This window comes from Streptomyces sp. NPDC044984, from assembly GCF_040646935.1.
In the GTDB taxonomy this organism is placed as follows: domain Bacteria; phylum Actinomycetota; class Actinomycetes; order Streptomycetales; family Streptomycetaceae; genus Streptomyces.
Genome location: NZ_JBEZBE010000001.1, coordinates 359,949 through 381,012, shown reverse-complemented (window position 1 = coordinate 381,012; position 21,064 = coordinate 359,949). Strand labels below are relative to the sequence as shown.

The window sequence follows — 21,064 nt, the reverse complement described above, 5'->3', positions numbered from 1 at the left end:
CTCACATTCCCAGCAGGCCGGCGACGGCTCCCGCCGACGCGAACAGCGTCACGATGTTCTGGGCGTCCGTGAGCACCTCGCGCAGCCGCCGGAGGCGGCCCTCACCGGCCGTTCCGGTCCGGGTGATCTCCTCCTCGGTCTCGGCGAGGGTCTCGTCCAGCCGCGCGGCCTGCTCGTTCTCCCGCAGCCGGGCCAGGTCACCGCGGAGTTCCCGCACGGCCGCCAGCAGCTGCTCGGCGGACTCGTCGCGCGCCGCGGGGGCGCTGTTGCGGGTCTCGGCGCGCGCGTGGTCGCCGAAGGCGAAGGAGGAGTTGTCGGCGCGGCCGATGCTGACGTTCGGCTCGTTGGGTGCCATCGCTAGTCGGATCCCTTCTGCGGCTGGGAGCCGCCGGTCGTGGTCTCGGCGCGCGCGTGGTCACCGAAGGCGAACGAGGAGTTGTCGGCGCGGCCGATGTGCACCGCGCCGTTGCTGATGTTGACGATCTTCTGCACGAACTCGCCGGTCTCGTAGCCGGCCTCGGCCAGGGCCAGCCGCACCCCGCGCCCGATGCGGTCCTGGACGCTCCTGAGGTACCGGGCGACGTCCATCTCCTGGAAGGTGGACCCGGAGGGCACCGAGGCCAGCTCCCGCACCGAGAGGGCCGGACCGTCGGGCAGCGCGTGCGCGTGTCCGCCGGTCAGCATCCGCCACAGGTAGACCGCGCCCCGGCCGAGCGTCACCAGCGAGCGGCCCGCGGAGCCGGGCACCAGGACGGCGGCGCCGGCGATCCGGCCGACCGGGCTGTCGTGGAGGAACCGGTGCGAGGTGCGGTCGGCGTCCTTGAAGTCCGCGCGGACCGGCGTCAGCACGTGCGGGGCGATCTCCAGCATGAGCATCCGGCCCTGCGTGTGGACGCGCACGAAGACCGTGACGACCAGTTCCTCCTCCCAGCCGCCGACGCGGACGCGCAGGAAGTGCCGGCGCTTCTCGCCGCCCTCCTCGACGGCCCGCCCCCGGTGCTGCTCGAACTCCGCCGGGCCGTAGGGCGCCTGGTCACGGCTGAGGAGCCCTTCGACGGGCAGGAACACGCACTCGTCGATCTCGAGGCGGCGCAGCCGGTCCCGCACGCCGGGTCCCGCGTACTCGGCGGGCACCCGCAACTGCTCCAGCAGCGGCCGGATCCGGTCGAGGATCGCGCGGTTGCTGAGCGGCTGCTGCTTCTTCTCCTCGTCCGGCCGCAGTTCCACGGCGAGCACCCAGGTGTCGTACGCCGCGCCCGCCCCGCAGAACGGACGCGCCTCGTGGTACATGACCAGCGGTGCGTGCTGTTCCAGCCGGATGCGGTGCGCCAGCCGCCGCAGCCGCTGCCCGTCGGCCCGCTCGGCGGGGTCGCCGGCGGCGTCCGGGAAACGCCGCGGGGACAGTTCGGCGGCGAGGGCGCGGGCGAACTGGTTGCGCTGGGCCGCCGTGCACAGGCCGATGCAGACGAGCACACCGATCCCGAACCAGGCCTGCCACGGTTCGGCCAGCGTCGCGAAGGAGTCGGTGAGCGACTCCAGCGCCTCGTTCCCGCCGGAGTCGTACGAGGACCCGTATCCGGAGTCGTCGTCCGGGCCGCCGCCGAAGGCGACCGTCCCCAGCGTCAGCAGGGCGAGCCCGATGAGCACACGGCCGGTCCAGCGCGCCAGGAACGCGGCGAGCCAGCGGTACCAGAACGGCTGCGCCGCCCGCCCGCGGAGCAGGGGCGCGGCGGCGAGCAGCAGGCTGGGCCAGAGGAAGAAGACGAGCAGGCCGCCGCTGAGCGGTCCGCCCACCACCCACAGCCCGAGGACGGCCGCCGCCCACAGCAGCTCGTGGCGCCGGGCGCGCAGCGCGTGCGCGAGGACGCGGGCGGCGTCGAAGCCGAGCGAGGGCGCGACGACGCGCTGCTCGTTGAGGTAGAGCTGCTCGATGACCTGGTCGCGGTAGCCGGAGTCCAGGTAGACGCCCGCGCACAGCAGGCGGGAGGCCTCGCTGGCGTGCGGTGGTACGGGCGGCGGGTCGGACGGCGACGCCGCGCCGGTGTGCTGTGGCTGCTGCGGCACGTATGCGGTGCTCACGCGAATCCCCCGATACGCGAATCGACGCGGCTGACACTCAAAGTGACGGGGGATCAGCATAGGGGAAGCGGAGGCGCCGGCGAACCGGATTGCCGAGCGAGGTCACGTACGAGGCCGGGCACGTACGAGGCCGGGCACGTACGGGGCCGGGCACGCGCGGGGCCCCGTGCCGGACGAACCGGCACGGGGCCCGCGGGGAACTCGGTCCCGATCAGATGAGGCCGAGGCCGCGGACCGCCTCGCGCTCCTCCTCGAGCTCCTTGACGGAGGCGTCGATGCGGGCGCGGGAGAACTCGTTGATCTCCAGGCCCTGGACGATCTCGTACTTCCCGTCCTTCACGGTGACCGGGAAGGAGGAGATCAGGCCCTCCGGAACGCCGTAGGAGCCGTCCGACGGGATGCCCATGGAGGCCCAGTCGCCGTCGGCGGTGCCGTTGACCCAGGTGTACACGTGGTCGATGGCGGCGTTGGCGGCGGAGGCGGCCGAGGAGGCGCCACGGGCCTCGATGATCGCGGCACCGCGCTTGGCGACGGTCGGGATGAACTCCTCGGCCAGCCACTTCTCGTCGTTGACGGCCTCGGCGGCGTTCTTGCCGGCGACCGTGGCGTGGAAGATGTCGGGGTACTGGGTGGCGGAGTGGTTGCCCCAGATCGTCAGCTTCTTGATCTCGGAGACCGGGACGCCGGTCTTCTTCGACAGCTGGGTCAGCGCGCGGTTGTGGTCCAGGCGCGTCATGGCGGTGAACCGCTCGGCGGGCACGTCCGGGGCGGCGGCCTGGGCGATCAGGGCGTTGGTGTTGGCCGGGTTGCCGACGACCAGGACCTTGATGTCGTCCGCGGCGTGGGCGTTGATGGCCTGGCCCTGCGGCTTGAAGATGCCGCCGTTGGCCTCGAGGAGGTCACCGCGCTCCATGCCCTTGGTGCGCGGGCGGGCGCCCACGAGGAGGCCGACGTTGGCGCCGTCGAAGGCCACGTTCGGGTCGTCCGTGATGTCGATGCCCTGGAGGAGGGGGAACGCGCAGTCGTCCAGCTCCATGGCCGTGCCCTCGGCGGCCTTCAGCGCCGGGGTGATCTCCAGCAGGCGCAGCTTGACCGGCACGTCCGCGCCGAGCAGCTGGCCGGAGGCGATGCGGAAGAGCAGGGCGTAACCGATCTGGCCGGCCGCGCCGGTGACGGTGACGTTCACGGGAGTGCGGGTCATGGCGTTCTCCGTATGACAGCTGGCGGTGGGGCGGTCCCTGCCCCGGGGTGCGGGATCCCGCTCCGGCTCGTGACCGGCGTCCACCACGATGATCGATCATCGGTTCGAATGATCGATCTCTTGGCGTCAAGAGAGATCCAGCGGTCAGGCTATCGCGCATCCACGAGGACGGACGGCCGGGCTCCCTGTGGCCCGCCCCACAGAGTGACGGGCCCGGTACGCGGACGGCCCGAGCGGACACGTGAAGGGCGGCCGTCCCGTCCGGGAGAGGTGGGGACGGGGCGGCCGCCGTCGGGGACCGACCGTGCCGGACTCCCGTGGGGGTACTTTCCGCGTGCCCGCCTTTCGCCGCACCATGCGCGTCCCCACGTTTTCCCCACATGTACGGGACGCGTACGGACCCGTACGGACCCGTGCGCGCGGCGTGCCGGGCCTGGTGCGGGGACGCTACCCGGTGCAGCCCTTCTCGCCGGTGGCGGCCAGTACCGCGCACGCCTTCGCGTCCGCCGCGTTCTCCACCGGCACCATCGGGGTGTACGCCACCGTGTCACCGGCGGCGGTGATGCTGTCGCTCTGCTTCTTGGCCGCGCCCGCGCCGATCTCGACCCTGTCCCCCTGCGCGCCCTGGGTGATGCGTCCCCAGGCCGCGGCGCAGGTCTCGCTGTAGCGGACCTCCACCGTGGTGGCGCCGACGGTCGCGGTCCCGGTCGTGGTCACCAGGTCGCCACTGCACCCCATGACCTCGGCGTCCTTGCCCGCGCAGCTGTCACCGCTGCACTTCACGCCGGGGGGCAGGTCGACACGGGCGGTGGCGGTGGGTGAGGGGGACTTTCGGGCCTCGTCCTTGCCCTTGCCGTCCTCGGTGCCGGTGACGTAGAAGGCGGCGGCGACCACCACCAGCGCTCCCACCGCTCCGGCGATGAACGTCGACGTCCGCCGCTTGCCGCCGGGACGTCCGGAGCCGCCCGGGCGGCCGTGCCCGGACGCGCCCGGGGGCGGTGCGCCGTACGCGCCCGGTGGACGCTCGCCCGCGGGGGGCGGTGCGGCCCCGGCTCCGGGACCGCGGCGGCCCGGCTGCGGCGACCCGGCGGGGGCGGCGACCCCCCAGGAGTTCGTCCCGGACGAACCGTCCCGCGCACGGTCCTCCCGCACGCCGCCGGTGGTGGCGTCACGCACGTCCGAGGCGGTCGGCTGCGGCGGCACGCTCGGCACGACCCCGGCCGGCCCCGCGACACCCGGGCGGACCGCGGCTCCGCCCTTGCGGGCGGGCCCGCCGCCCGAGCCGGAGGACGGGCCGGCGACCTCGCTGAGCGCGGCACGCGCCTGCGAGATCCGGATCGCCTCCATCGTCATGTCGTGACGCATCTCCGAGCGGCTCCAGGCGCGCTCGGCGAGCTCCCACATGGTGGTGAGGTGCATCGGGTTGGTCCCGGTGACCTCGGCCAGGGCCACGATCGCGCCCTTGGGCGCGAGCAGCCGGCCGTTCAGGTAACGCTCCCAGGACGTCTTGCTGTAGCCCGTGCGGTCGGAGACCGACGCGACGCTCAGGCCGCTGCGGTCCACGACCCTTCTGAGCTGGCTCGTGAACTCCCTGATCTGCGGATCGAGTTCATCCGGCAAGGCCTTCCAACGAGGCATTGCTTCCCCCCTCTTCCCCCCGGTTGGTGCTGGTTGTTCCCTCGTGCATGGTGCCCCTTGCCGAGTCCCCGTTGTGGCTACCCACGAGGATGCCGTCAGGCAGGGTCTCAGTTCCCGGGGCGGGGGCGCACGGGAGCATCAGGGCCGCGGGCAGGCACCGTCGCACGCCCGCTCACTCGCGGTCCAGTGTCCCATCGGTCGCCCCCTCGGCCGAACGGAACCAGGCACCCGCACGCGGGACATCCGGACCGTCCCGTTTGTGCACGCCGGTCCACTGTCCCACTACTTCGTCGCACAAGCGCGTGTTTGTCAATACATCGACACCGGTCGGTCACATACGGAGTCGTCGCAAGGCTGTACGGGGATTCCGGGGGCGTAGCGGAACGGTCACTTCCGTGCCACAGCGGCCGGACAGCCGTTGAACAGGCCCTTCACCGTGCAGGAGTGTGGTGCGCGTCGGCGGCCCGTCCTCTCACGGGGGTGAGGACGGGCCGCCGTTCACGGCGCTCCGCCTCCGGCCGGCGGACCGCCTCCACGCCGCTTCGCCTCCGGCTAACCGTCGACCGTGAAGTGCAGCGTGTCCTTCAGGAACGGGATCTCCAGCAGCGGATTCGGCTGCACCATCAGCGCCAGCAGCGCGATCACCAGGCCCAGCCCGCCGTACGTGACGATGTCCGTGAAGCGGGAGCGCACCGCGAGCATGCCGACGTCCGGCACCAGCCAGCGCAGCGCGGCCCCGGCCAGCAGGGCCACGCCGACCAGCAGCGTGCCCAGCCGGAACTGGTCCAGCGCGGTCAGCAGCAGCCCCAGTCCGACCGTGAGCAGCACGGCGAGGATCGGCCACTGCCGGGCGGGCGCGGGGGCGTCGCCGGGGGCCGCCCGGCCCCCGCCCTCGGGGCGCGCGGTGTCCCTGGTGAACAGGGGGAACCGGCGGGTGGTGCGGCGCGGCCTGCCCTCGGCGTCGGGCGCGCTGACGGGGTCAAGGACCGTGATGTCCTCGGCCCGCTCCCGCCCCTCGGGAGCGTCCGTGCTGTCCGTGGCGTCTGCGGTGTCCGGTATGTCCGGGGCGGCCGGGGTGTTCCGCTCAGCCGACACTGCGCTCCGCCGCCTCGACCACGTTGACCAGCAGCTGGGCCCGGGTCATCGGGCCGACACCGCCGGGGTTCGGGGCGACCCAGCCGGCCACCTCGGCCACGCCCGGGTGGACGTCGCCCATGATCTTGCCCTCGGCGTTGCGGGAGACACCGACGTCGAGGACGGCCGCGCCCGGCTTGACGTCCTCGGGGCGGATCAGATGGGCGCTGCCCGCGGCGGCCACGATGATGTCCGCGCGCCGGAGGTGGGCCGACAGGTCGCGGGTGCCGGTGTGGCACTGGGTCACCGTGGCGTTCTCGCTGCGCCGGGTCAGCAGCAGGGGCATCGGGCGCCCGATGGTCACGCCGCGGCCGACGACCACCACCTCGGCGCCCTTGATCTCCACGCCGTGGCGGCGCAGCAGGGTGATGATGCCGTTGGGGGTGCAGGGCAGGGGGGCCGGCTCGTTGAGGACGAGACGGCCGAGGTTCATCGGGTGGAGGCCGTCGGCGTCCTTGCCCGGGTCCATCAGTTCGAGGATGCGGTTCTCGTCGATGCCCTTGGGCAGCGGCAGCTGCACGATGTAACCGGTACAGGCGGGGTCCTCGTTCAGCTCGCGGACGACCGTCTCGATCTCCTCCTGCGTGGCCGTGCCCGGCAGTTCGCGCTGGATGGAGGCGATGCCCACCTGGGCGCAGTCGCGGTGCTTCCCGGCGACGTACTTCTGGCTGCCGGGGTCCTCCCCGACGAGGATCGTGCCGAGGCCGGGCGTGACGCCCTTCTCCTTCAGCGCCGCCACGCGGGCGGTCAGATCGGACTTGATCTCGGCTGCGGTGGCCTTGCCATCGAGAATCTGGGCGGTCATGGCCCCATCCTCGCGGATGACCGGGCCCTGGTTCCAATCCGCCCGCATTCCGGGCGGCCGCGGCACCCTCGGATCACGTATCGCCCGTTTCCGGCGAAGATCGTGATGTTGCACTTGCACAACACATACGGCTTACGCCTGGACAGGGAAAGGAACGGTCGAGAACGATGAGAGCACAGTGCCGCGGGCAGAACCGGGGGGACGGACCGCATCTGTAGAACTTCCTCCGTGCCGAGCCTCGCGTCGTCCCCGCACCGGAAGCGCAACGGAGGAAGAACCGCCATGAGTTTCGGCGACCCGAACAACCCCTATGGTGCCCCGCAGGGTCAGCCGCCCCAGCAGCCGCCGGCCGGCCACCCGGGTTACGGCTACCCGCAGCAGCCCGGAGTCCCGCAGCAGGGCTACGGCTACCCCGCCGCCCCGCCGGTGTCCCAGCCGTACGGCGGCGGTCCCGTCCTCACCCAGATGCCCGGCATCACGCGGGCCGCGCAGATCATGCTCGGCATCGTCGCCCTGGCCCACGTCATCATCGCGGCGATGTACGGGTACGCGCTGTCCGAGTGGGACGAGACGATGGCCGAGGCCGGCATCACGGGTGACTCCGAAGCCGAGGCCTTCGCCGACCTGGGCAAGGGCGTCGTCGTCTTCTTCCTGGGCCTGGCCGCCGTCTTCGCGGTCCTCGGCCTGGTGCTGCTGCTGCAGTACGCCAAGGGCGGCAACGGCATCCGTGTCTGCTCGATCGTCTACGGCTCGTTCGCGATCGTCAGCGGCATCTTCATGATCGCCGCGTACGGCCTCGGTCTGCTCATCATGGTGGTCGCGATCCTGCTGATCGTCTTCGCCGCGAAGCGGACCAGCGCCGAATGGTTCAAGCGGCCGAGGTACTGAACGGGCGGATTCACGTCGTTCACCGCCACAGGGCCGTGTCCCACCCGCACGAGGGGGACACGGCCCTGGCGCGTCCGGGGCCACCGGCTCAGGCCGGCGGCGTGCCCGTGACGCTCCCGTTGCCCTCCTCCGCCTTCCGCAGGGCGGCACGCAGCACCGCCGCACCCGTCGGGGTGAGGGTGTGCAGCACGGACGGCCCGTTCCGGATCGTGGTGACGAGGCCCGCGTCGCGCAGGGCGGTGGCGTGTCTGCTCGCGGCGGACGCCGAGACGCCGGCGGCGCGCGCGATCTCACCGGTCGTCGCGCCGGTCGACGCGGCGTGCAGGGCGACCGCACGGGCGCGCCCGAGCAGGTTGCTCAAGGACCGCCCCGGACCGTCGGCGTCGCCGGGCCCGTCCGGCCCGGCCGGTTCGTGGAGCAGCGAGTACCGGAGCACCGGCGGCAGCTCGGGGTCCGCGAAGGCGACCGGCTCCCCCCAGTTGAAGTAGGAGGGGACGAGCGTGATCCCACGGCCGTTCAGGTACAGGTCGCGGTCCGCCGCCTGCTTGGGGTAACTGACCTCCAGGACGGGAGGACGCCAGCGCATCATCGGCCCGAGGCCGGCGAGCATGCCCTCCACGCCTCCGTCCAGCAGCCCACGGCGGCGCACTGCCCGCTCGCTCTCGACACGGGCCCACATCTGCTCCTGGTGCGGGACGACGACGGCCTCGTGGTACGCGCGCAGCATCCCCACGAGCTCCCTGCGCTCCTCCAGCCCCGCCAGCCGCGCGGCCCACGGAGGCGCTCCGACGGTCCGGTCGAGGATGGTCATCTCCTCCCGGACGCGCCGCGGTGGAGTGGCCAGCAGGGCCTCGACCCCGGAGTCCCAGTCGCCCACGCCCTGGGCCGGCGTCAGGAGGTCCGGGAAGTACGCGGCCCTCGGGTACAGCGGGAGGAGCACGCCGCGTACGAGGCGCTCCAGTCCCTGCCCCCGGATCCGCTCCCGCGCCGTGCGGTACCAGGTGGCGTAGGCCCAGCGCCCCCTCCGGGTCTGCAGCCGGTGCAGGCTGGCAGCGACTTCCCAGAGGGGGTCCGGGGCCGCGGCGATCTTGGTTCTGCCCAAGTCGGCGTCGCTGAAATGGATGCGGAGCATCTCGTTCCTCCCGTGTGGACTGAGTTTTTGCTCTGCAGCGCAATGCCGTGGTGGGACGTCGTCGGCTGAGCGATCGTAGGGGTCGGGAATCAACGGGCCCTATACGAGGGCTCAACGAGCTTGAGGAACAGGCGGAGGGGAGCCGTGCCGACACCTCAGGTACTCGATGAGTTGCTGCGTCGGCTGAGGCCGCGCGGCGGGCAGGACGCCGTCTGCGAACTGCAGGCGCTGATCGACTGGCTGGGCCGGCAGATCGGCGCGGAGGTCGCGCTGGTCGACCGTACGGGCGAGGTGGACCTGTCCACCGCCCGGTTCGCACCGGACGTCCTCGCCGGCGTCCGGCCGGTACTGACGCAGTTGGCCGGTGGACGCCTGGCCGCCGCGGCTTCGCAGGTCGGCGCGGTCCATGTGCGGTGCGAGGCACTGGGACGGCAGGTGCCGCGTCCGGTGCTGACGGTGGTCAGCCCGTCCCCCCTCACACGGGCGTCGATGACGCTGGTGTCCCATGTCGGCACCCTGGCCGAGATGGTGCGACGCGCCCGGCAGGCCGACGACCTCGCGTCCCGGCACCGGCAGGCCGCGACACAGCTGCGCCTGGCGGTCTTCATGGCCCTGATGACCGGAGAGCCGACGCTGGCCCGCAGGATGACGACCGGTGCCGTTCCGCCGTTGCTCGACGCGGAACGCCTGCGCGTCCACCTGCTGCGCTGTCCGCCCCCGGACCGCGGCAGGCTCATCGACGCCCACCAGGACGCGTCCGGGTACCACGGTCGCGGCCTGATGGTGCGTTGCCCCGTCTACGACGACCACCTCATCTGCCTGCTGCCCGCGGACGACGATGACGACGGCACCGGCGGCGGCCTGGCCGCACCCTTGCGGGAGCTGGTGCGCGACCACCCTCACTACGCGCTGGGAATCAGCGCGCCCGCGCCCCTGCCGGCCACCGCACGGGCTTACGACCAGGCCCGCCACGCCCTGGCCGTCGCCCGTCACACGCCCGAACGGGTCGTCGACCACCACGGCAGACCGCCGCTCGCCGGCCTGCTCCCCCGGCGGCAGGCCCTGGCCTGGGCCCGGGCGTTCCTAGAGCCGATCAGGGAGGCCCCCCGGCTCACCGTCGACATCACCGGCCTTGCGCTGAACTTTCCCCGCTCGGGTGTGGCGCGGCTGCTCGACGTCAGCCGCAACACCGTCACCGCCCACCTCAGACGGGTCCAGGACGCCCTCGGCCTCGACCTGCACGACCCCCACAGCCGCGCCGATCTCGCCCTGGCCCTGGCGATCACCGGCCTCCCGCTGCCCCACGGCGACACCGTGGTCGTGCCCTCGCCGCCCCCTTCGACGGACCGTCTGCTGTCCACCGAGGCAGCCGTCACCTGGGCTCACGCCTTCCTCGAGCCCTTGCTGCTCGGCACCGACGGCACCGTGCACCGGATCCTGCGCGCCTGGATCGAGGCCGGCACCGACGCCCAGCGGACGGCCCGCGGCCTCGGCATCAGCCGCACCACCGTCCGTGCCCGTCTGTGCACCGCCGAACGGCTCCTGCAACGCAGCCTCCTGACCCCGGGCCCCGGCACCCACGAACTGGTCCACGCGTTCCGCATCGCGGACCGTGCACCGTGGACAGCGGCACACCCGTGACTGCGCACCGTGTGCATGGGCAGCCACCCACAGCGCTCCTACAGTCGAAGCGGCCTGGATCCGCCGTCTCCCGGCAGTCGTCCGAAGAGGCGGACCGATCCGGAAGGGACCGGTTTCAGGCCGTGTGACCGTAATGGATCCGACAGGGGGAACGAATCCATGGACAGCGTCATCGTCGTGCCGCCGGCCTGTGCGAGACCGGCCGGCCAGATCAGGATCGCCACGGGTGAGCGGCTCGCCTTCGGCCGGGGCGAGAAGGCCCGCGGCCTCACCATCGCGCACGAGGGGGTGCCCCGGATCGCCGGGGAGATCACCGCGTACCGGAACTTCTGGCTGCTGAACAACCGCAGCGAGGACCAGACGTACGTCGTCGAGAACCCGGAGGGCGCCGGCGAGCACATCAAGGTCGCGCCGGGCCGCATGGACGCACCGGTGCCGTTCGAGTTCGCCCGTGTCGTCCTGCCCGCCGCGGGGGACCTGCTGACCTTCGACGTCTGGGCGCCGCGACACACCTTCCGCCGCGCCACCCGGCACGAAGTCCCCGGCGCCCACACCGCTCCGGCGTTCACCCTCGACCGCACCAGGCGGTACTTCGCGGTGCTGGCCGCCCTGTGCGAACCCCGTCTGCGCGGCGAGCCGCACGCCCCGCTGCCGACCGTCGAACAACTCGTCGAACGGCTGGCCCCGGTCTGGCCGACGGTCAACCGCTCCACCGTCTACTGGAACATCGACTACCTCGCGCTCAAGCTGCGGTTGCGGCCGGGCCCCGACACTGCGCAGCCGGGTCAGCGCCTGAGCGGCAAGAAGGAGTCCCTCGTGTCGCTGGCACTCCGCTTCGACCTGGTCCGCGAGGACGACCTCGTCGTGCTCGCCGCGCCCATGGGCAAGGTGCGGGTGTGACCGGCGGCCGGCCGCACACCGTCGCCGTCCCGAGGGGTTACCGGATCGGGCGCTGGGAGGCCGGCGAGCCCCTGGGCTCGGGTGCGTTCGCCACCGTCCACGCCGGACGGCTCGTCGGGGAGGGCCCGGCGGAACTCCCCCGCCGGGTGGCGCTGAAGGTCCTGCCCACCGGCACCCGCACCCGTCACCGGCGACCTCACGTGCGTGAACTGGCCGAGCGTGAAGTCGACTTCCTCAGCCGGCTCCACTCGCCACGGCTGGTCCGGATGTACGAGACCCTCACCGTGGACGACCCGGACCACCCGGAGCTCGACGGTGCCACCGTGCTCGTACTGGACCGGGCCGAGCGGTCGTTGGACGCCGTACCGCATCCGGTCCCGTCGCCCGGCGCCGTGCTCACGCAGATCTGCGAGGGGCTGGCGCACGTGCACCGGGCGGGGTGGGTGCACGGTGATCTGAAACCGGCCAACGTGCTGCTGATGGCGGACGGTTCGGTACGGCTCGCCGACTTCAACACGGCCGCCGAGCTGGAGGGCACCCACGCCTACGCCCCCGCGTTCGCCACCCCGGACTACACCCCGCCCGAACTCCTCTGGCCGGAGACCGACGCGCGGGGCACCCTGATCCGCCCCACCGCCGACGTCTGGGCCTTCGGCGTGCTGGCCCACGTCGTCCTCGCGGGTTCGTTCCCGCTGCCGGGCGGCACCACGGAGGCGCGCAACGACGCGGCGATGCGCTACGCCCGTGGCGCGGAGGAGCTGCGACTCTCCCCCGGACTCCCCGAGGACTGGCGGGAGATCGTACGGGGCTGTCTGGCCCCCTCCCACGAGGACCGGGCCGCGGACACGGCGGTGCTGCTGCGTCGCGTGGAGCGGGCCGCGGGCACCTCGCGCCCACCCCGGTTGCCCCGGTGGAAACCCCGGCGGCGGCGCGCCCTGCGCAAGGTGGTCTAGATGATCAATTCCAAGGGTGCCACTGAAGGCTGCATCTGGGTGGCTGAGGGTGAATCGGCGGCTCCTCGTGCTCCAGTAGTTTTGTGTGTTCCCGTCGGCTGATTCTCACTCCTCCTGAGTGATGACATGGATGCGCCCGGCGGTTGACGCCCGTGGAGGCAGTGGTGAATGAGACTTGAACTCCGTTGCTTGAATTGGGAGTTCAAGTGGATCGATGGGATTACGCTGGGCGGGTCGCGGCGTATGGGGCAGCGCTGGCGCTGACGCCCTACCTGCTGATCAAGGTGTCGTGGGTGGTCGGTTCGCTCTTGGGGCTGCTGCCGGTCGGGAACGGATTCGGCAAGGCGGAGTGGGTGGTGCTCAACAGCGCCACGATCGGTATGGCAGGGATCGGGATCGCGGTGGCGCTCGCGCTGGTGCGGCCGTGGGGGATGCGCATACCGGCAGCGCCGTTGGCTTTCTGTGCTTGGGTTGGGACGGGGTTCCTCGTCCCGGTGCTGCCGTACGCCGTTCTCAGTTCGCTGCTGGGCTCGGGGGATGGCAATCCGAAGAGCGGGAGTGACGCAGGCCCGTCGATGCCGGTCTGGGAGGCCGCGCTGGTTCAGATCGGGTTTGTAGGCATGGGGCTGGGTCTGGCCATCGCGCTGCCCACGTACTTGCGGCGGCGCTGGCCGGACGCGTTCGCGGGTCGGCTCGGGGACCGTGGGGAGGGCTCGCCAAGGGCGCTGCCATGGATGGCGGTGGTCGGCGCCGCGGTCGGTCTCATCTGGCTGTATTGGGCGGTGGGCGGCACCGCAGGGGTCGCCCACCGCGGCGAGCGGGACCTCGCTTGGCATGTGCTGTCCGGCGTCTTCGGGCTCTGGGCGTTCGTGGCGTCCGCCGCCACCTGGGCTGCCGTCCGAGGCCGACCCGCACGATTCCCCCGATGGTGCCCGATGGTGTTCGGCTGGCTCGGCTCGGGCTCGTTGTTCGCCTGGAGCGGCTGGAAGCTTCCGTTCACCCTGTACCTGGCGGTCGCGCAGCCAGCCGATGCGGCCCTGCCGGAAAACCTCGCGCTCGCGGCGGTCCTGCACCTTGCAGCGGTGGGGACGGGCGCCGCGATGCTGCGAGCGCTCGTTCGTACGCGGCTGGTGTCATCGAACTCGTAGCCGACCCGCCCAAGATCGTTGTGTGACGAACAACCTGGACACCCTCGCGACAGCACTGTATGCGGCGACCGACGATCTACTGAAACAGCGCCCGGACCTGGCGCCGTGGCGGCCCGCCGTGGGTATCTCGCCGCAGCTCACCGACGCCGAGTTGGTCACCCTCGCGATGATGCAGGCGATGCTCGGGTTCACCTCCGAGGCCAGGTGGCTCCGGTATGCCCGGGCCCACCTTCGCCACCTTTTTTCCCGTACCTGCCGCAGCAACCCGGCTACAACAAGCGGCTGCGCAAGGCCGCCGAACTGCTACGTCGCATCACTCGAATTCTGGCCACCAGCACCTCGGTGTGGAGCGACGACGTGTGGATCGTGGACTCCACACCCGTGGAATGCGGCCGCTCACGGGAGACCGTCAAACGCTCTGACCTGGCCGGATGGGCCGAGTACGGCTACTGCGCCAGCCACAGCCGCTTCTTCTGGGGTCTGCGCCTGCACCTGATATGCACCCTCCAAGGGCTGCCCATCGCCTTCGCCTTGACGGGAGCCAAGGCCGACGAGCGCGAGACCCTGCTTGACCTGCTCGCGGCCGAACCACACCTCCTCGCCGCCCGGCCCGCCCAGACAGTGATCGGCGACAAGAACTACTTCGGCCGCACCTTTGAGCGCGAACTCGCCCAGCAGGGTATCCAGTTGCTACGGCCGACCCGCAAGGGCGAACAGCAGCGGCCCGGCGGATCGCTGTTCAAACCGCTGCGACAAGTCATCGAGTCGGTCAACGAAACGTTCAAGGGACACCTCAACCTCGAACAACACCGAGGACGCACACCCCGCGGTGTCATCACCCGCGTCCTGCAGCGCATCCTCGCCCTGACCGCCGTGATCTGGCACAACGATGCCACCGGACAGGACACCCTCCGCTCGCTGACAACGTACGACCACTGACCCCTTGGAATTGATCATCTAGTTCACGAGGGAGGCGACGAAGCGGTTCCAGGCGTCCGCCGCGAAGAGCAGGGCGGGACCCTGGGGGTTCTTGGAGTCGCGGACGGGGGTGAGGCCGGGGAGGTTGTCGGCGACCTCGACGCAGTCGGCACCATCGCTGTTGCTGTAACTGCTCTTACGCCAGGCGACGGAGCTCAGATCAGGCTTGCTGCTGGGCTTCATGTCTGTAGGTCCTCGCTGCTTGTTCGATCAACACCAGGGACGCGTCAGGTGGGAGCGCAACGGCCCTGAGCCGATCGTACGACCTTCGGTAACCCTTCACGGAGGCCGGAAAGTCGACGATCTGCCCATCGTGGTTTCCTTCCGTCCACATCACAGGTGGGGCATCGGCGAAGGTCATGATCTTCGCCATGCCATAGAGAAGGGGATGCCAGGACGTTGTTTCCGGAACGACCTGCAGAACGCTCTGCGATGACTGCACCAGGTGCAGGACGTGTTCCAACTGCTCGGCCATGTCGGCGGGCGGCAGCGATGTCTGCGTGATGACCGACTCGCGCAGAATCCCCCAGTAGTCGGGCCGGTCGGGGCGTTTCCACAGCTCCGCCCGCGCAATCCGCGCACGGACGCGCTCCTCGACCGTCGCGGGCGGCAAGTGTGGCGCCTCGTGCCGGAGCAACCCCCTGAAATACGCCTCGGTCTGGAGCAAGCCGGGAAGCACGTTGGGCGCCCACTCCTCGAGTGTCTCCGCCTGCTTCTCAAGCTCGGGGACATCGGCGAAGTACAGCGGGTGCCCGACCCGTCGCGCCTTGGCCGCGTCTTCGCACCGCCGTTGGAAAAACCCGTCCGTGCCCAGCCGCTCGTCCGCATGCTTGGCGAGATCCATCGGCATTCTGCGCTCACCCCGCTCGATCTGGCTGAGGAACGAGATGCCCCGGAAGCTCCCCTCCGCCAACTGTTCCAGCGTCAGCCCCGCCTGCTCCCGCTTGTAGCGCAACTCGGCACCGTAGAAGCAGGGGACGCTGGTCGACGCGTCGGGGTCCTTGCGTGCGGGCACGACCCACCACCTCCGTTTGCCGGTTGCCGTGCGCAATCCGAAGGCCTTTCACGGTGCGCCACCCGACGCCACTCTGTGAGTGATTCATCACGGAACGCACAGGTCGCAGAAAGGCGCCCGGCATGCACCACTCCGACGACACGGAAACCTGTGTCGAACAACTCCGCACCGCGCTGGAGGCGCACGACATCACGCTCCTCTCCCTCGCCGTGGACCTGCCGACCTTCGCAGGCGCGTACGCCGCACCGCCGCTCATCGCGCTCGGCAACTGCAACACGGCCACCGCCCGCGCCCTGACCGCCGCCCTGCGCAAGGCGGCCGGCCGGTGACCGAACCGCTCACGCTCGAACTGCTCGCGCTCCCCAAGGCCGTACCCGAGGTTCGTCGGACGGTCCGCGAACACCTCGGCGCGCCCTGCCCCGAGGTCCAGCTCTGCGTCAGCGAGCTGCTGACCAATGTGATCGACCACGTCGGCGAGGGCACGCCGGTGACCCTCCGTCTGATCCGCACGGCGGACGGCCGTACCCGCGTGGAACTCACCGATTCCGACCCGCACGCCTGGCTCATCGCGCGCCACCCCGGCGAGGACGACGAGACCGGCCGCGGCCTGCTGCTGCTCGACGCGCTCGCACAGCGCTGGGGTGTGTGGCTGACACCGGCCGGCAAGACAGTGTGGTGCGAGCTCCCGGAAGGCGCACCCTGAAACTCTTCAGGTACCCCCGATCGCCTGCTCCGCCCAGCATGGTCACGGCGAAACACCAGTACCACCGGACCAACGGGGAAGGAACCTCCATGTACCTCCGTACGACACGCACTCGCCTGGGCGCCGCCGCCGTCGCCGCGCTCGCCGCCGGTGCTCTGGCCGTGGGCGCCTCGCCCGCCTCCGCCTCGGCCTCCGGCGGATACGTCAGCGGCGCCGATACGTACACCGACGACTTCGGCGACGAGGGCGTCCTGTCCACGTCCTCGTACAGCAGCTCGAACGCCACCTGTCTGTGGCAGATCATCCTCCTGGCGGAGGGCGCCAACGAGTCGGACGGCACCGACTTCGACATGTCGGACATCGACGGCCACTTCGGCTCCAACACGCAGCACGCCACCAAGCGGCTGCAGGTGAGCTGGGGACTCGCCGACTCGTTCAGCGACGCGGACGGCAAGGTCGGCCCGAACACCTTCGGCTACGCCGACAGCAAGCTGCGCTATCTGGGAGGCAGCACGGCCTCGGGCGGGAACCTGCACGTCCGCTACCAGGGGGCGAAGTACTACTTCGACGTCTACCGGACAGACGGAAAGTACCGGATCTACCACAACGACGCGTGGCACAGCACGAGCTACACCTCCAACACCTGCGACTGACCCTCCGAACGGCTCGGTCCGCGACGCCACAGCGTGACTCCGGCCCCGTTCGGCCGGGGTCACGCTGTGGTCGCACCGGCAATGACCAGGCGTCAGGATTGCCTTGGTCCGGCAGTGATCTCCGGCCGGGGGCCGTGAAAGGGTGTTCGGGACGGCGCTCGCCCGTCTTCGTGAAGGCCCTTACTCACAAGGCAGGTTGATCCATGAGACTGACCCGCGGTGTTCTGCTGGTGGCCGCCACGGCGCTCGCACCGGCCCTCCTTCTCACCGGTCCCGCCTTCGCCGCCGACGCGGCGCCGTCGTCCGTCGGTGTCACGGCGGCGGCGACGGACGACCCCGGTACGCCGGTGGACGAGATGTCGGACGAGGAGCTGCGCATCGCCATCCTCCGCATCATGGCCGACCCCGACTCCGGCGTCGGCGTCAAGCGGGAGGCGAACGAGGCCCTCGACGGCACCGCGGACGACATGCGCGAGTTCCTGAAGACCGGCTACCGCCTGGCCCAGTTCGAGGACGACCGCGTCGCCATCTTCCGCATCCTGGCCGACCCCGACTCCGGCAAGGGCGTCATCCGCGAAGCCACCGAAGCCCTCGAAGCAGGCACCTCGGAAGCCGCCCGCGCCTTCCTCGAAACCGGCTACCGCCTCGCCCAGGCCGAGGACGACCGCGTGGCCGTCGCGCGGATGCTGGCCGATCCGGACATCAGCGACGCCCTCCGCGCGGCCGCGGAAGAGGTCATCGACGGTACGCCCGAGGAGCTGCGGTACTTCCTGGAGACCGGCCAGTACGAGGTGGACCAGTAGGACACCCCTCCGCCCGGCTGCCCAGGTGAGCGGCCGGGCGGACGGAGCCATCAGTGGAAGAAGTGGCGCGTGCCCGTGAAGTACATCGTCACGCCCGCCTTCTTCGCGGCCTCGACGACCAGCTCGTCGCGGACCGAACCGCCGGGCTGGACCACGGCCTTCACCCCGGCCTCGGTGAGGATCTCCAGGCCGTCGGGGAACGGGAAGAACGCGTCCGAGGCGGCGTAGGAACCGGCCGCCCGCTCGGCGCCCGCGCGCTCCACCGCCAGCTTCGCGGAGTCGACGCGGTTGACCTGGCCCATGCCGACGCCGACGGAGGCGCCGTCCTTGGCGAGCAGGATCGCGTTGGACTTCACCGCGCGGCACGCCTTCCACGCGAAGGCGAGGTCGGCCAGCTCCGCCTCGGAGAGGGCCTCGCCGGTGGCGAGGGTCCAGGTGGCCGGGTCGTCGCCCTCGGCCTGGAGCCGGTCGGTGGCCTGGAGGAGCGCGCCGCCGTCGATCGGCTTGACCTCGACCGGGGCGGACGGGGCCTCGGGGGCGCGCAGGACGCGGATGTTCTTCTTCTTGGTGAGGGCGTCGAGGGCGCCCTCCTCGTAGTCCGGCGCGACGATGACCTCGGTGAAGATCTCGGCGACCTGCTCGGCCATCTCCTTGGACACCGGGCGGTTCACGGCGATCACGCCGCCGAACGCGGACAGCGGGTCGCAGGCGTGCGCCTTGCGGTGCGCCTCGGCGACGTCCGCGCCGACCGCGATGCCGCACGGGTTGGCGTGCTTGATGATCGCGACGGCCGGGGCGTCGTGGTCGTACGCGGCGCGGAGGGCGGCGTCCGTGTCCGTGTAGTTGTTGTACGACATCTCCTTGCCGTGCAGCTGCTCGGCCTCGGCGAGGCCGCCGGTGCCGGAGACGTACAGCGCGGCGGGCTGATGCGGGTTCTCGCCGTAGCGGAGGGTGTTCTTGCGCTCCCAGGTGGCGCCGAGGAAGTCGGGGAACCGCGTGTCGTCCACGGGGGCGTACTCGGAGGCGAACCAGGAGGCGACCGCCACGTCGTAGGCGGCCGTGTGCCGGAAGGCCTCCGCGGCCAGCCGCTTGCGGGCGGTGAGGTCGAAGCCGCCGTCCTCGACCGCGGTGAGGACGTCCGCGTACCGCGCCGGGCTGGTGACGACGGCGACCGAGGGGTGGTTCTTGGCGGCGGCGCGCACCATCGACGGGCCGCCGATGTCGATCTGCTCCACGCACTCGTCGGGCGTGGCGCCGGAGGCGACGGTCTCGCGGAACGGGTAGAGGTTCACGACGACGAGGTCGAACGGCTCCACGCCCAGCTCGGCGAGCTGGCTGCGGTGGTCCTCCAGGCGCAGGTCGGCGAGGATGCCGGCGTGGACCTTCGGGTGCAGGGTCTTGACGCGGCCGTCCAGGCACTCGGGGAAGCCGGTGAGCTCCTCGACCTTGGTGACGGGGACGCCCGCGGCGGCGATCCTCGCGGCGGTGGACCCGGTGGAGACGAGCTCCACGCCGGCCTCGTGCAGGCCGCGCGCGAGGTCCTCGAGGCCGGTCTTGTCGTAGACGGAGACGAGCGCCCGTCGGATGGCCCGCTTGTTGCTCTCGGCGGTCACTGGATAACTACCTTTCGTCCCTCAATGCGATAGCCGTTGCGGGCGAGGAGCCCCACGACCTCGACGAGCAGCCTTCGCTCGACTTCCTTGATGCGCTCGTGCAGAGCGCTCTCGTCGTCCTCGTCCCGGACCTCCACCACGCCCTGCGCGATGATCGGCCCGGTGTCGACGCCGTCGTCGACGAAGTGGACGGTGCAGCCGGTGACCTTGGCGCCGTACGCGAGCGCGTCCCGTACGCCGTGGGCCCCGGGGAAACTGGGCAGCAGGGCGGGGTGGGTGTTGACGAACCGCCCGCCGAAGCGCGCGAGGAACTCCTTCCCCACGATCTTCATGAACCCGGCGGACACCACCAGGTCGGGCTCGTGGGCGGCGACGGCCTCGGCGAGCGCCGCGTCCCACTCCTCGCGGGTGGCGTGGTCCTTGACCTTGCAGACGAAGGTCGGCAGCCCGGCGCGCTCGGCGCGGGCCAGTCCCTCGATGCCCTCGCGGTCGGCGCCGACGGCCACGATCTCGGCCCCGTAGGCCTCGGCGCCGGTGGCGGCGATCTCGTCGAGGAGCGCCTGGAGGTTGGTGCCGGATCCGGAGACCAGCACGACGAGACGCCTGGCGCGCTCGGCCACGGGCTTGGCGGCCACGGTGGGGCCCTTTCTCGGGGAGCGTCCGTGCGGTCGGCGGCACAGCGCTTTGTGTATTCGTACGAATGCTTCGGGCCCCCGGATACGGGGAAGCCTACGAAGCGGCCGACCGTCAGCAACGATACCGGCACACCGGGCGGCCCCCACGGGACGGGGGCGTGGCCGGAAGGTAGCGTCGGGGAAGAGCCGGTCCTGGAACGTCGGGGCGCGTGGGAACGCGAACCGTGCACCGGGCGTTCACAGGATGACGGACCCGGGCCGCGACAGAGCCGACGGGAACGCGCCGGTTCACCAGCCCAGTCGTAGTCGATACGTCGTGCGAGGCCGGTCGCGCCGGACCACGCCGTGCTTCATTAAGGGGAAGACGCTCACTTGATGCCGGACCGCAGCCTGCGACTTCTCACGTTCCCCCAGCAGTCCGCCCGGGGAGGGGAGCGGGGTGCCGTGCTGCTGCGGGAGCGCCCCGCCTCGCCGCCCGACGCCCCCCAGGGTGACGACGGGCGCCGCGGGGCCGAGGGCTCCCAGGAGTCACAGGACGACAACCCGTTCGCGCCGCCGCCGGAAGGGGCCCCCGACCGGCCCTGGCAGCCGAGGCACCCGTCCGGCGAGGAGGGCGGCGGCCGCTCCTCCTGGGGCCGGAACTGGAGCGACCGGCAGCCCGGCCGCTCCCCCGGCGGTTTCGGCGAGCGCCCGCGCGGCCCCGAGGGGCAGGGCGGCGGCGGCCCTCAAGGGCCCGGCATGCGCTGGGACCCCACGGACCCGGCCCAGCGCCGGGCGCGGTACGCCCTGCTGTCCGGCATGTGGGCCTTCTTCTTCGGCCTCTTCAGCTGGCCGTACGTCGCCCTGCTGCTGGGCGCGCTCGCCCTGTACTGGGGCATCAGCGCCCTGCGCGCCAAGCCCCGTGCGCAGGACCCGGACGCCCCGGCGCCCGAGCCGAAGGGCCGCCCGCAGACCACGGCCGCGGTGAGCGGAGTGGTCACGGGGTCGCTGGCGCTCGCCCTGGTCGCCGCGTCCTTCACGGCCCAGCTGGTCTACAGCGACTACTACACCTGCACCAACGACGCCCTCACCCAGGAGGCCCGCCAGTCCTGCGGCGACCTCCTCCCGGAGCAGCTGCGCGACCTCCTGGGCACGACCGACTGACC

At 71.5% G+C, this 21,064-nt stretch carries 20 protein-coding genes and 2 pseudogenes; 11 read left to right on the top strand and 11 right to left on the bottom strand.

Annotation, left to right across the window (positions count from 1 at the left end; all coding sequences use genetic code 11):
* Position 1: 1 nt before the first annotated feature.
* The 6 genes from AB0A94_RS01895 to AB0A94_RS01870 form a co-directional block, all read right to left on the bottom strand.
* On the bottom strand, positions 2-355 hold the full coding sequence (locus tag AB0A94_RS01895) for a hypothetical protein (RefSeq protein WP_217128064.1): 354 nt from the start codon (positions 353-355) through the stop codon (positions 2-4).
* A 2-nt stretch (positions 356-357) separates the two neighbouring features.
* Positions 358-2,079 carry a hypothetical protein gene (locus tag AB0A94_RS01890; RefSeq protein WP_361737252.1) on the bottom strand — a complete coding sequence of 574 codons (1,722 nt, stop codon included), beginning with the start codon at positions 2,077-2,079 and terminating at the stop codon, positions 358-360.
* Between the two features lie 211 nt (positions 2,080-2,290).
* Entirely contained in the window at positions 2,291-3,280 is a 990-nt protein-coding gene (locus tag AB0A94_RS01885) for a malate dehydrogenase (RefSeq protein WP_361737249.1), read from the bottom strand.
* Between the two features lie 447 nt (positions 3,281-3,727).
* A complete protein-coding gene (locus AB0A94_RS01880; RefSeq protein ID WP_361737246.1) occupies positions 3,728-4,900 on the bottom strand; it encodes a DUF2690 domain-containing protein in 1,173 nt (390 codons plus the stop codon).
* A 570-nt stretch (positions 4,901-5,470) separates the two neighbouring features.
* Complete coding sequence (locus tag AB0A94_RS01875; protein ID WP_361737549.1) at positions 5,471-5,911, bottom strand: DUF3017 domain-containing protein; 441 nt, start codon at positions 5,909-5,911, stop codon at positions 5,471-5,473.
* 91 nt (positions 5,912-6,002) lie between these two features.
* On the bottom strand, positions 6,003-6,857 hold the full coding sequence (locus AB0A94_RS01870) for a bifunctional methylenetetrahydrofolate dehydrogenase/methenyltetrahydrofolate cyclohydrolase (protein WP_361737243.1): 855 nt from the start codon (positions 6,855-6,857) through the stop codon (positions 6,003-6,005).
* Between the two features lie 282 nt (positions 6,858-7,139).
* Between AB0A94_RS01870 and AB0A94_RS01865 the strand changes: the two genes are divergently transcribed.
* A complete protein-coding gene (locus AB0A94_RS01865; RefSeq protein ID WP_361737240.1) occupies positions 7,140-7,745 on the top strand; it encodes a hypothetical protein in 606 nt (201 codons plus the stop codon).
* Between the two features lie 88 nt (positions 7,746-7,833).
* Here the strand turns inward: AB0A94_RS01865 and AB0A94_RS01860 are convergent, their stop codons facing one another.
* Positions 7,834-8,877 (bottom strand): ArsR family transcriptional regulator, encoded by a 1,044-nt coding sequence (locus tag AB0A94_RS01860; protein WP_361737237.1) that lies wholly within the window; start codon positions 8,875-8,877, stop codon positions 7,834-7,836.
* A gap of 144 nt (positions 8,878-9,021) precedes the next feature.
* On the opposite strand from AB0A94_RS01860, the gene AB0A94_RS01855 reads away from it, so the two are divergent.
* The 5 genes and pseudogenes from AB0A94_RS01855 to AB0A94_RS01835 all read left to right on the top strand — a co-directional run bounded on the left by AB0A94_RS01855 (position 9,022) and on the right by AB0A94_RS01835 (position 14,458).
* Complete coding sequence (locus tag AB0A94_RS01855) at positions 9,022-10,518, top strand: helix-turn-helix domain-containing protein (protein ID WP_361737234.1); 1,497 nt, start codon at positions 9,022-9,024, stop codon at positions 10,516-10,518.
* A gap of 159 nt (positions 10,519-10,677) precedes the next feature.
* On the top strand, positions 10,678-11,418 hold the full coding sequence (locus AB0A94_RS01850; RefSeq protein ID WP_361737231.1) for an FHA domain-containing protein: 741 nt from the start codon (positions 10,678-10,680) through the stop codon (positions 11,416-11,418).
* A pseudogene (locus AB0A94_RS01845) lies at positions 11,415-12,350 on the top strand (serine/threonine-protein kinase); the annotation flags it as partial. The gene AB0A94_RS01850 and the pseudogene AB0A94_RS01845, both read left to right, overlap by 4 nt.
* A 227-nt stretch (positions 12,351-12,577) precedes the next feature.
* Positions 12,578-13,519 (top strand): hypothetical protein, encoded by a 942-nt coding sequence (locus AB0A94_RS01840; protein ID WP_361737228.1) that lies wholly within the window; start codon positions 12,578-12,580, stop codon positions 13,517-13,519.
* Positions 13,520-13,541: 22 nt separating this feature from the next.
* Positions 13,542-14,458, top strand: a pseudogene (locus tag AB0A94_RS01835) (IS982 family transposase).
* 18 nt (positions 14,459-14,476) lie between these two features.
* Here AB0A94_RS01835 and AB0A94_RS01830 read toward each other — a convergent pair.
* Positions 14,477-14,680, bottom strand: coding sequence for a DUF397 domain-containing protein (locus AB0A94_RS01830; RefSeq protein WP_361737225.1), 204 nt, complete (start codon positions 14,678-14,680; stop codon positions 14,477-14,479).
* Positions 14,658-15,512: a helix-turn-helix transcriptional regulator gene (locus AB0A94_RS01825; protein WP_361737222.1), complete on the bottom strand. Its 855-nt coding sequence runs from the start codon at positions 15,510-15,512 to the stop codon at positions 14,658-14,660. Before AB0A94_RS01825 ends, AB0A94_RS01830 begins: the two co-directional genes overlap by 23 nt.
* Positions 15,513-15,634: 122 nt before the next feature.
* Between AB0A94_RS01825 and AB0A94_RS01820 the strand changes: the two genes are divergently transcribed.
* The 4 genes from AB0A94_RS01820 (at position 15,635) to AB0A94_RS01805 (ending at position 17,671) form a co-directional block, all read left to right on the top strand.
* Positions 15,635-15,841, top strand: a complete 207-nt coding sequence (locus AB0A94_RS01820) for a hypothetical protein (RefSeq protein WP_361737219.1) — start codon at positions 15,635-15,637, stop codon at positions 15,839-15,841.
* Positions 15,838-16,215 (top strand): ATP-binding protein, encoded by a 378-nt coding sequence (locus AB0A94_RS01815; protein ID WP_361737216.1) that lies wholly within the window; start codon positions 15,838-15,840, stop codon positions 16,213-16,215. The genes AB0A94_RS01820 and AB0A94_RS01815 overlap by 4 nt, the downstream gene beginning before the upstream one ends.
* A gap of 89 nt (positions 16,216-16,304) precedes the next feature.
* Positions 16,305-16,868 carry a hypothetical protein gene (locus AB0A94_RS01810; RefSeq protein WP_361737213.1) on the top strand — a complete coding sequence of 188 codons (564 nt, stop codon included), beginning with the start codon at positions 16,305-16,307 and terminating at the stop codon, positions 16,866-16,868.
* Between the two features lie 203 nt (positions 16,869-17,071).
* Positions 17,072-17,671, top strand: a complete 600-nt coding sequence (locus AB0A94_RS01805) for an ALF repeat-containing protein (protein WP_361737210.1) — start codon at positions 17,072-17,074, stop codon at positions 17,669-17,671.
* A gap of 50 nt (positions 17,672-17,721) precedes the next feature.
* Here AB0A94_RS01805 and purH read toward each other — a convergent pair whose 3' ends face one another.
* On the bottom strand, positions 17,722-19,284 hold the full coding sequence (gene purH, locus AB0A94_RS01800) for a bifunctional phosphoribosylaminoimidazolecarboxamide formyltransferase/IMP cyclohydrolase (protein ID WP_361737207.1): 1,563 nt from the start codon (positions 19,282-19,284) through the stop codon (positions 17,722-17,724).
* Positions 19,281-19,919, bottom strand: coding sequence for a phosphoribosylglycinamide formyltransferase (purN, locus tag AB0A94_RS01795; RefSeq protein ID WP_361737204.1), 639 nt, complete (start codon positions 19,917-19,919; stop codon positions 19,281-19,283). Before purN ends, purH begins: the two co-directional genes overlap by 4 nt.
* A 375-nt stretch (positions 19,920-20,294) precedes the next feature.
* On the opposite strand from purN, the gene AB0A94_RS01790 reads away from it, so the two are divergent.
* Positions 20,295-21,062, top strand: coding sequence for a hypothetical protein (locus AB0A94_RS01790; protein WP_361737201.1), 768 nt, complete (start codon positions 20,295-20,297; stop codon positions 21,060-21,062).
* The last annotated feature ends 2 nt before the right edge of the window (positions 21,063-21,064 follow it).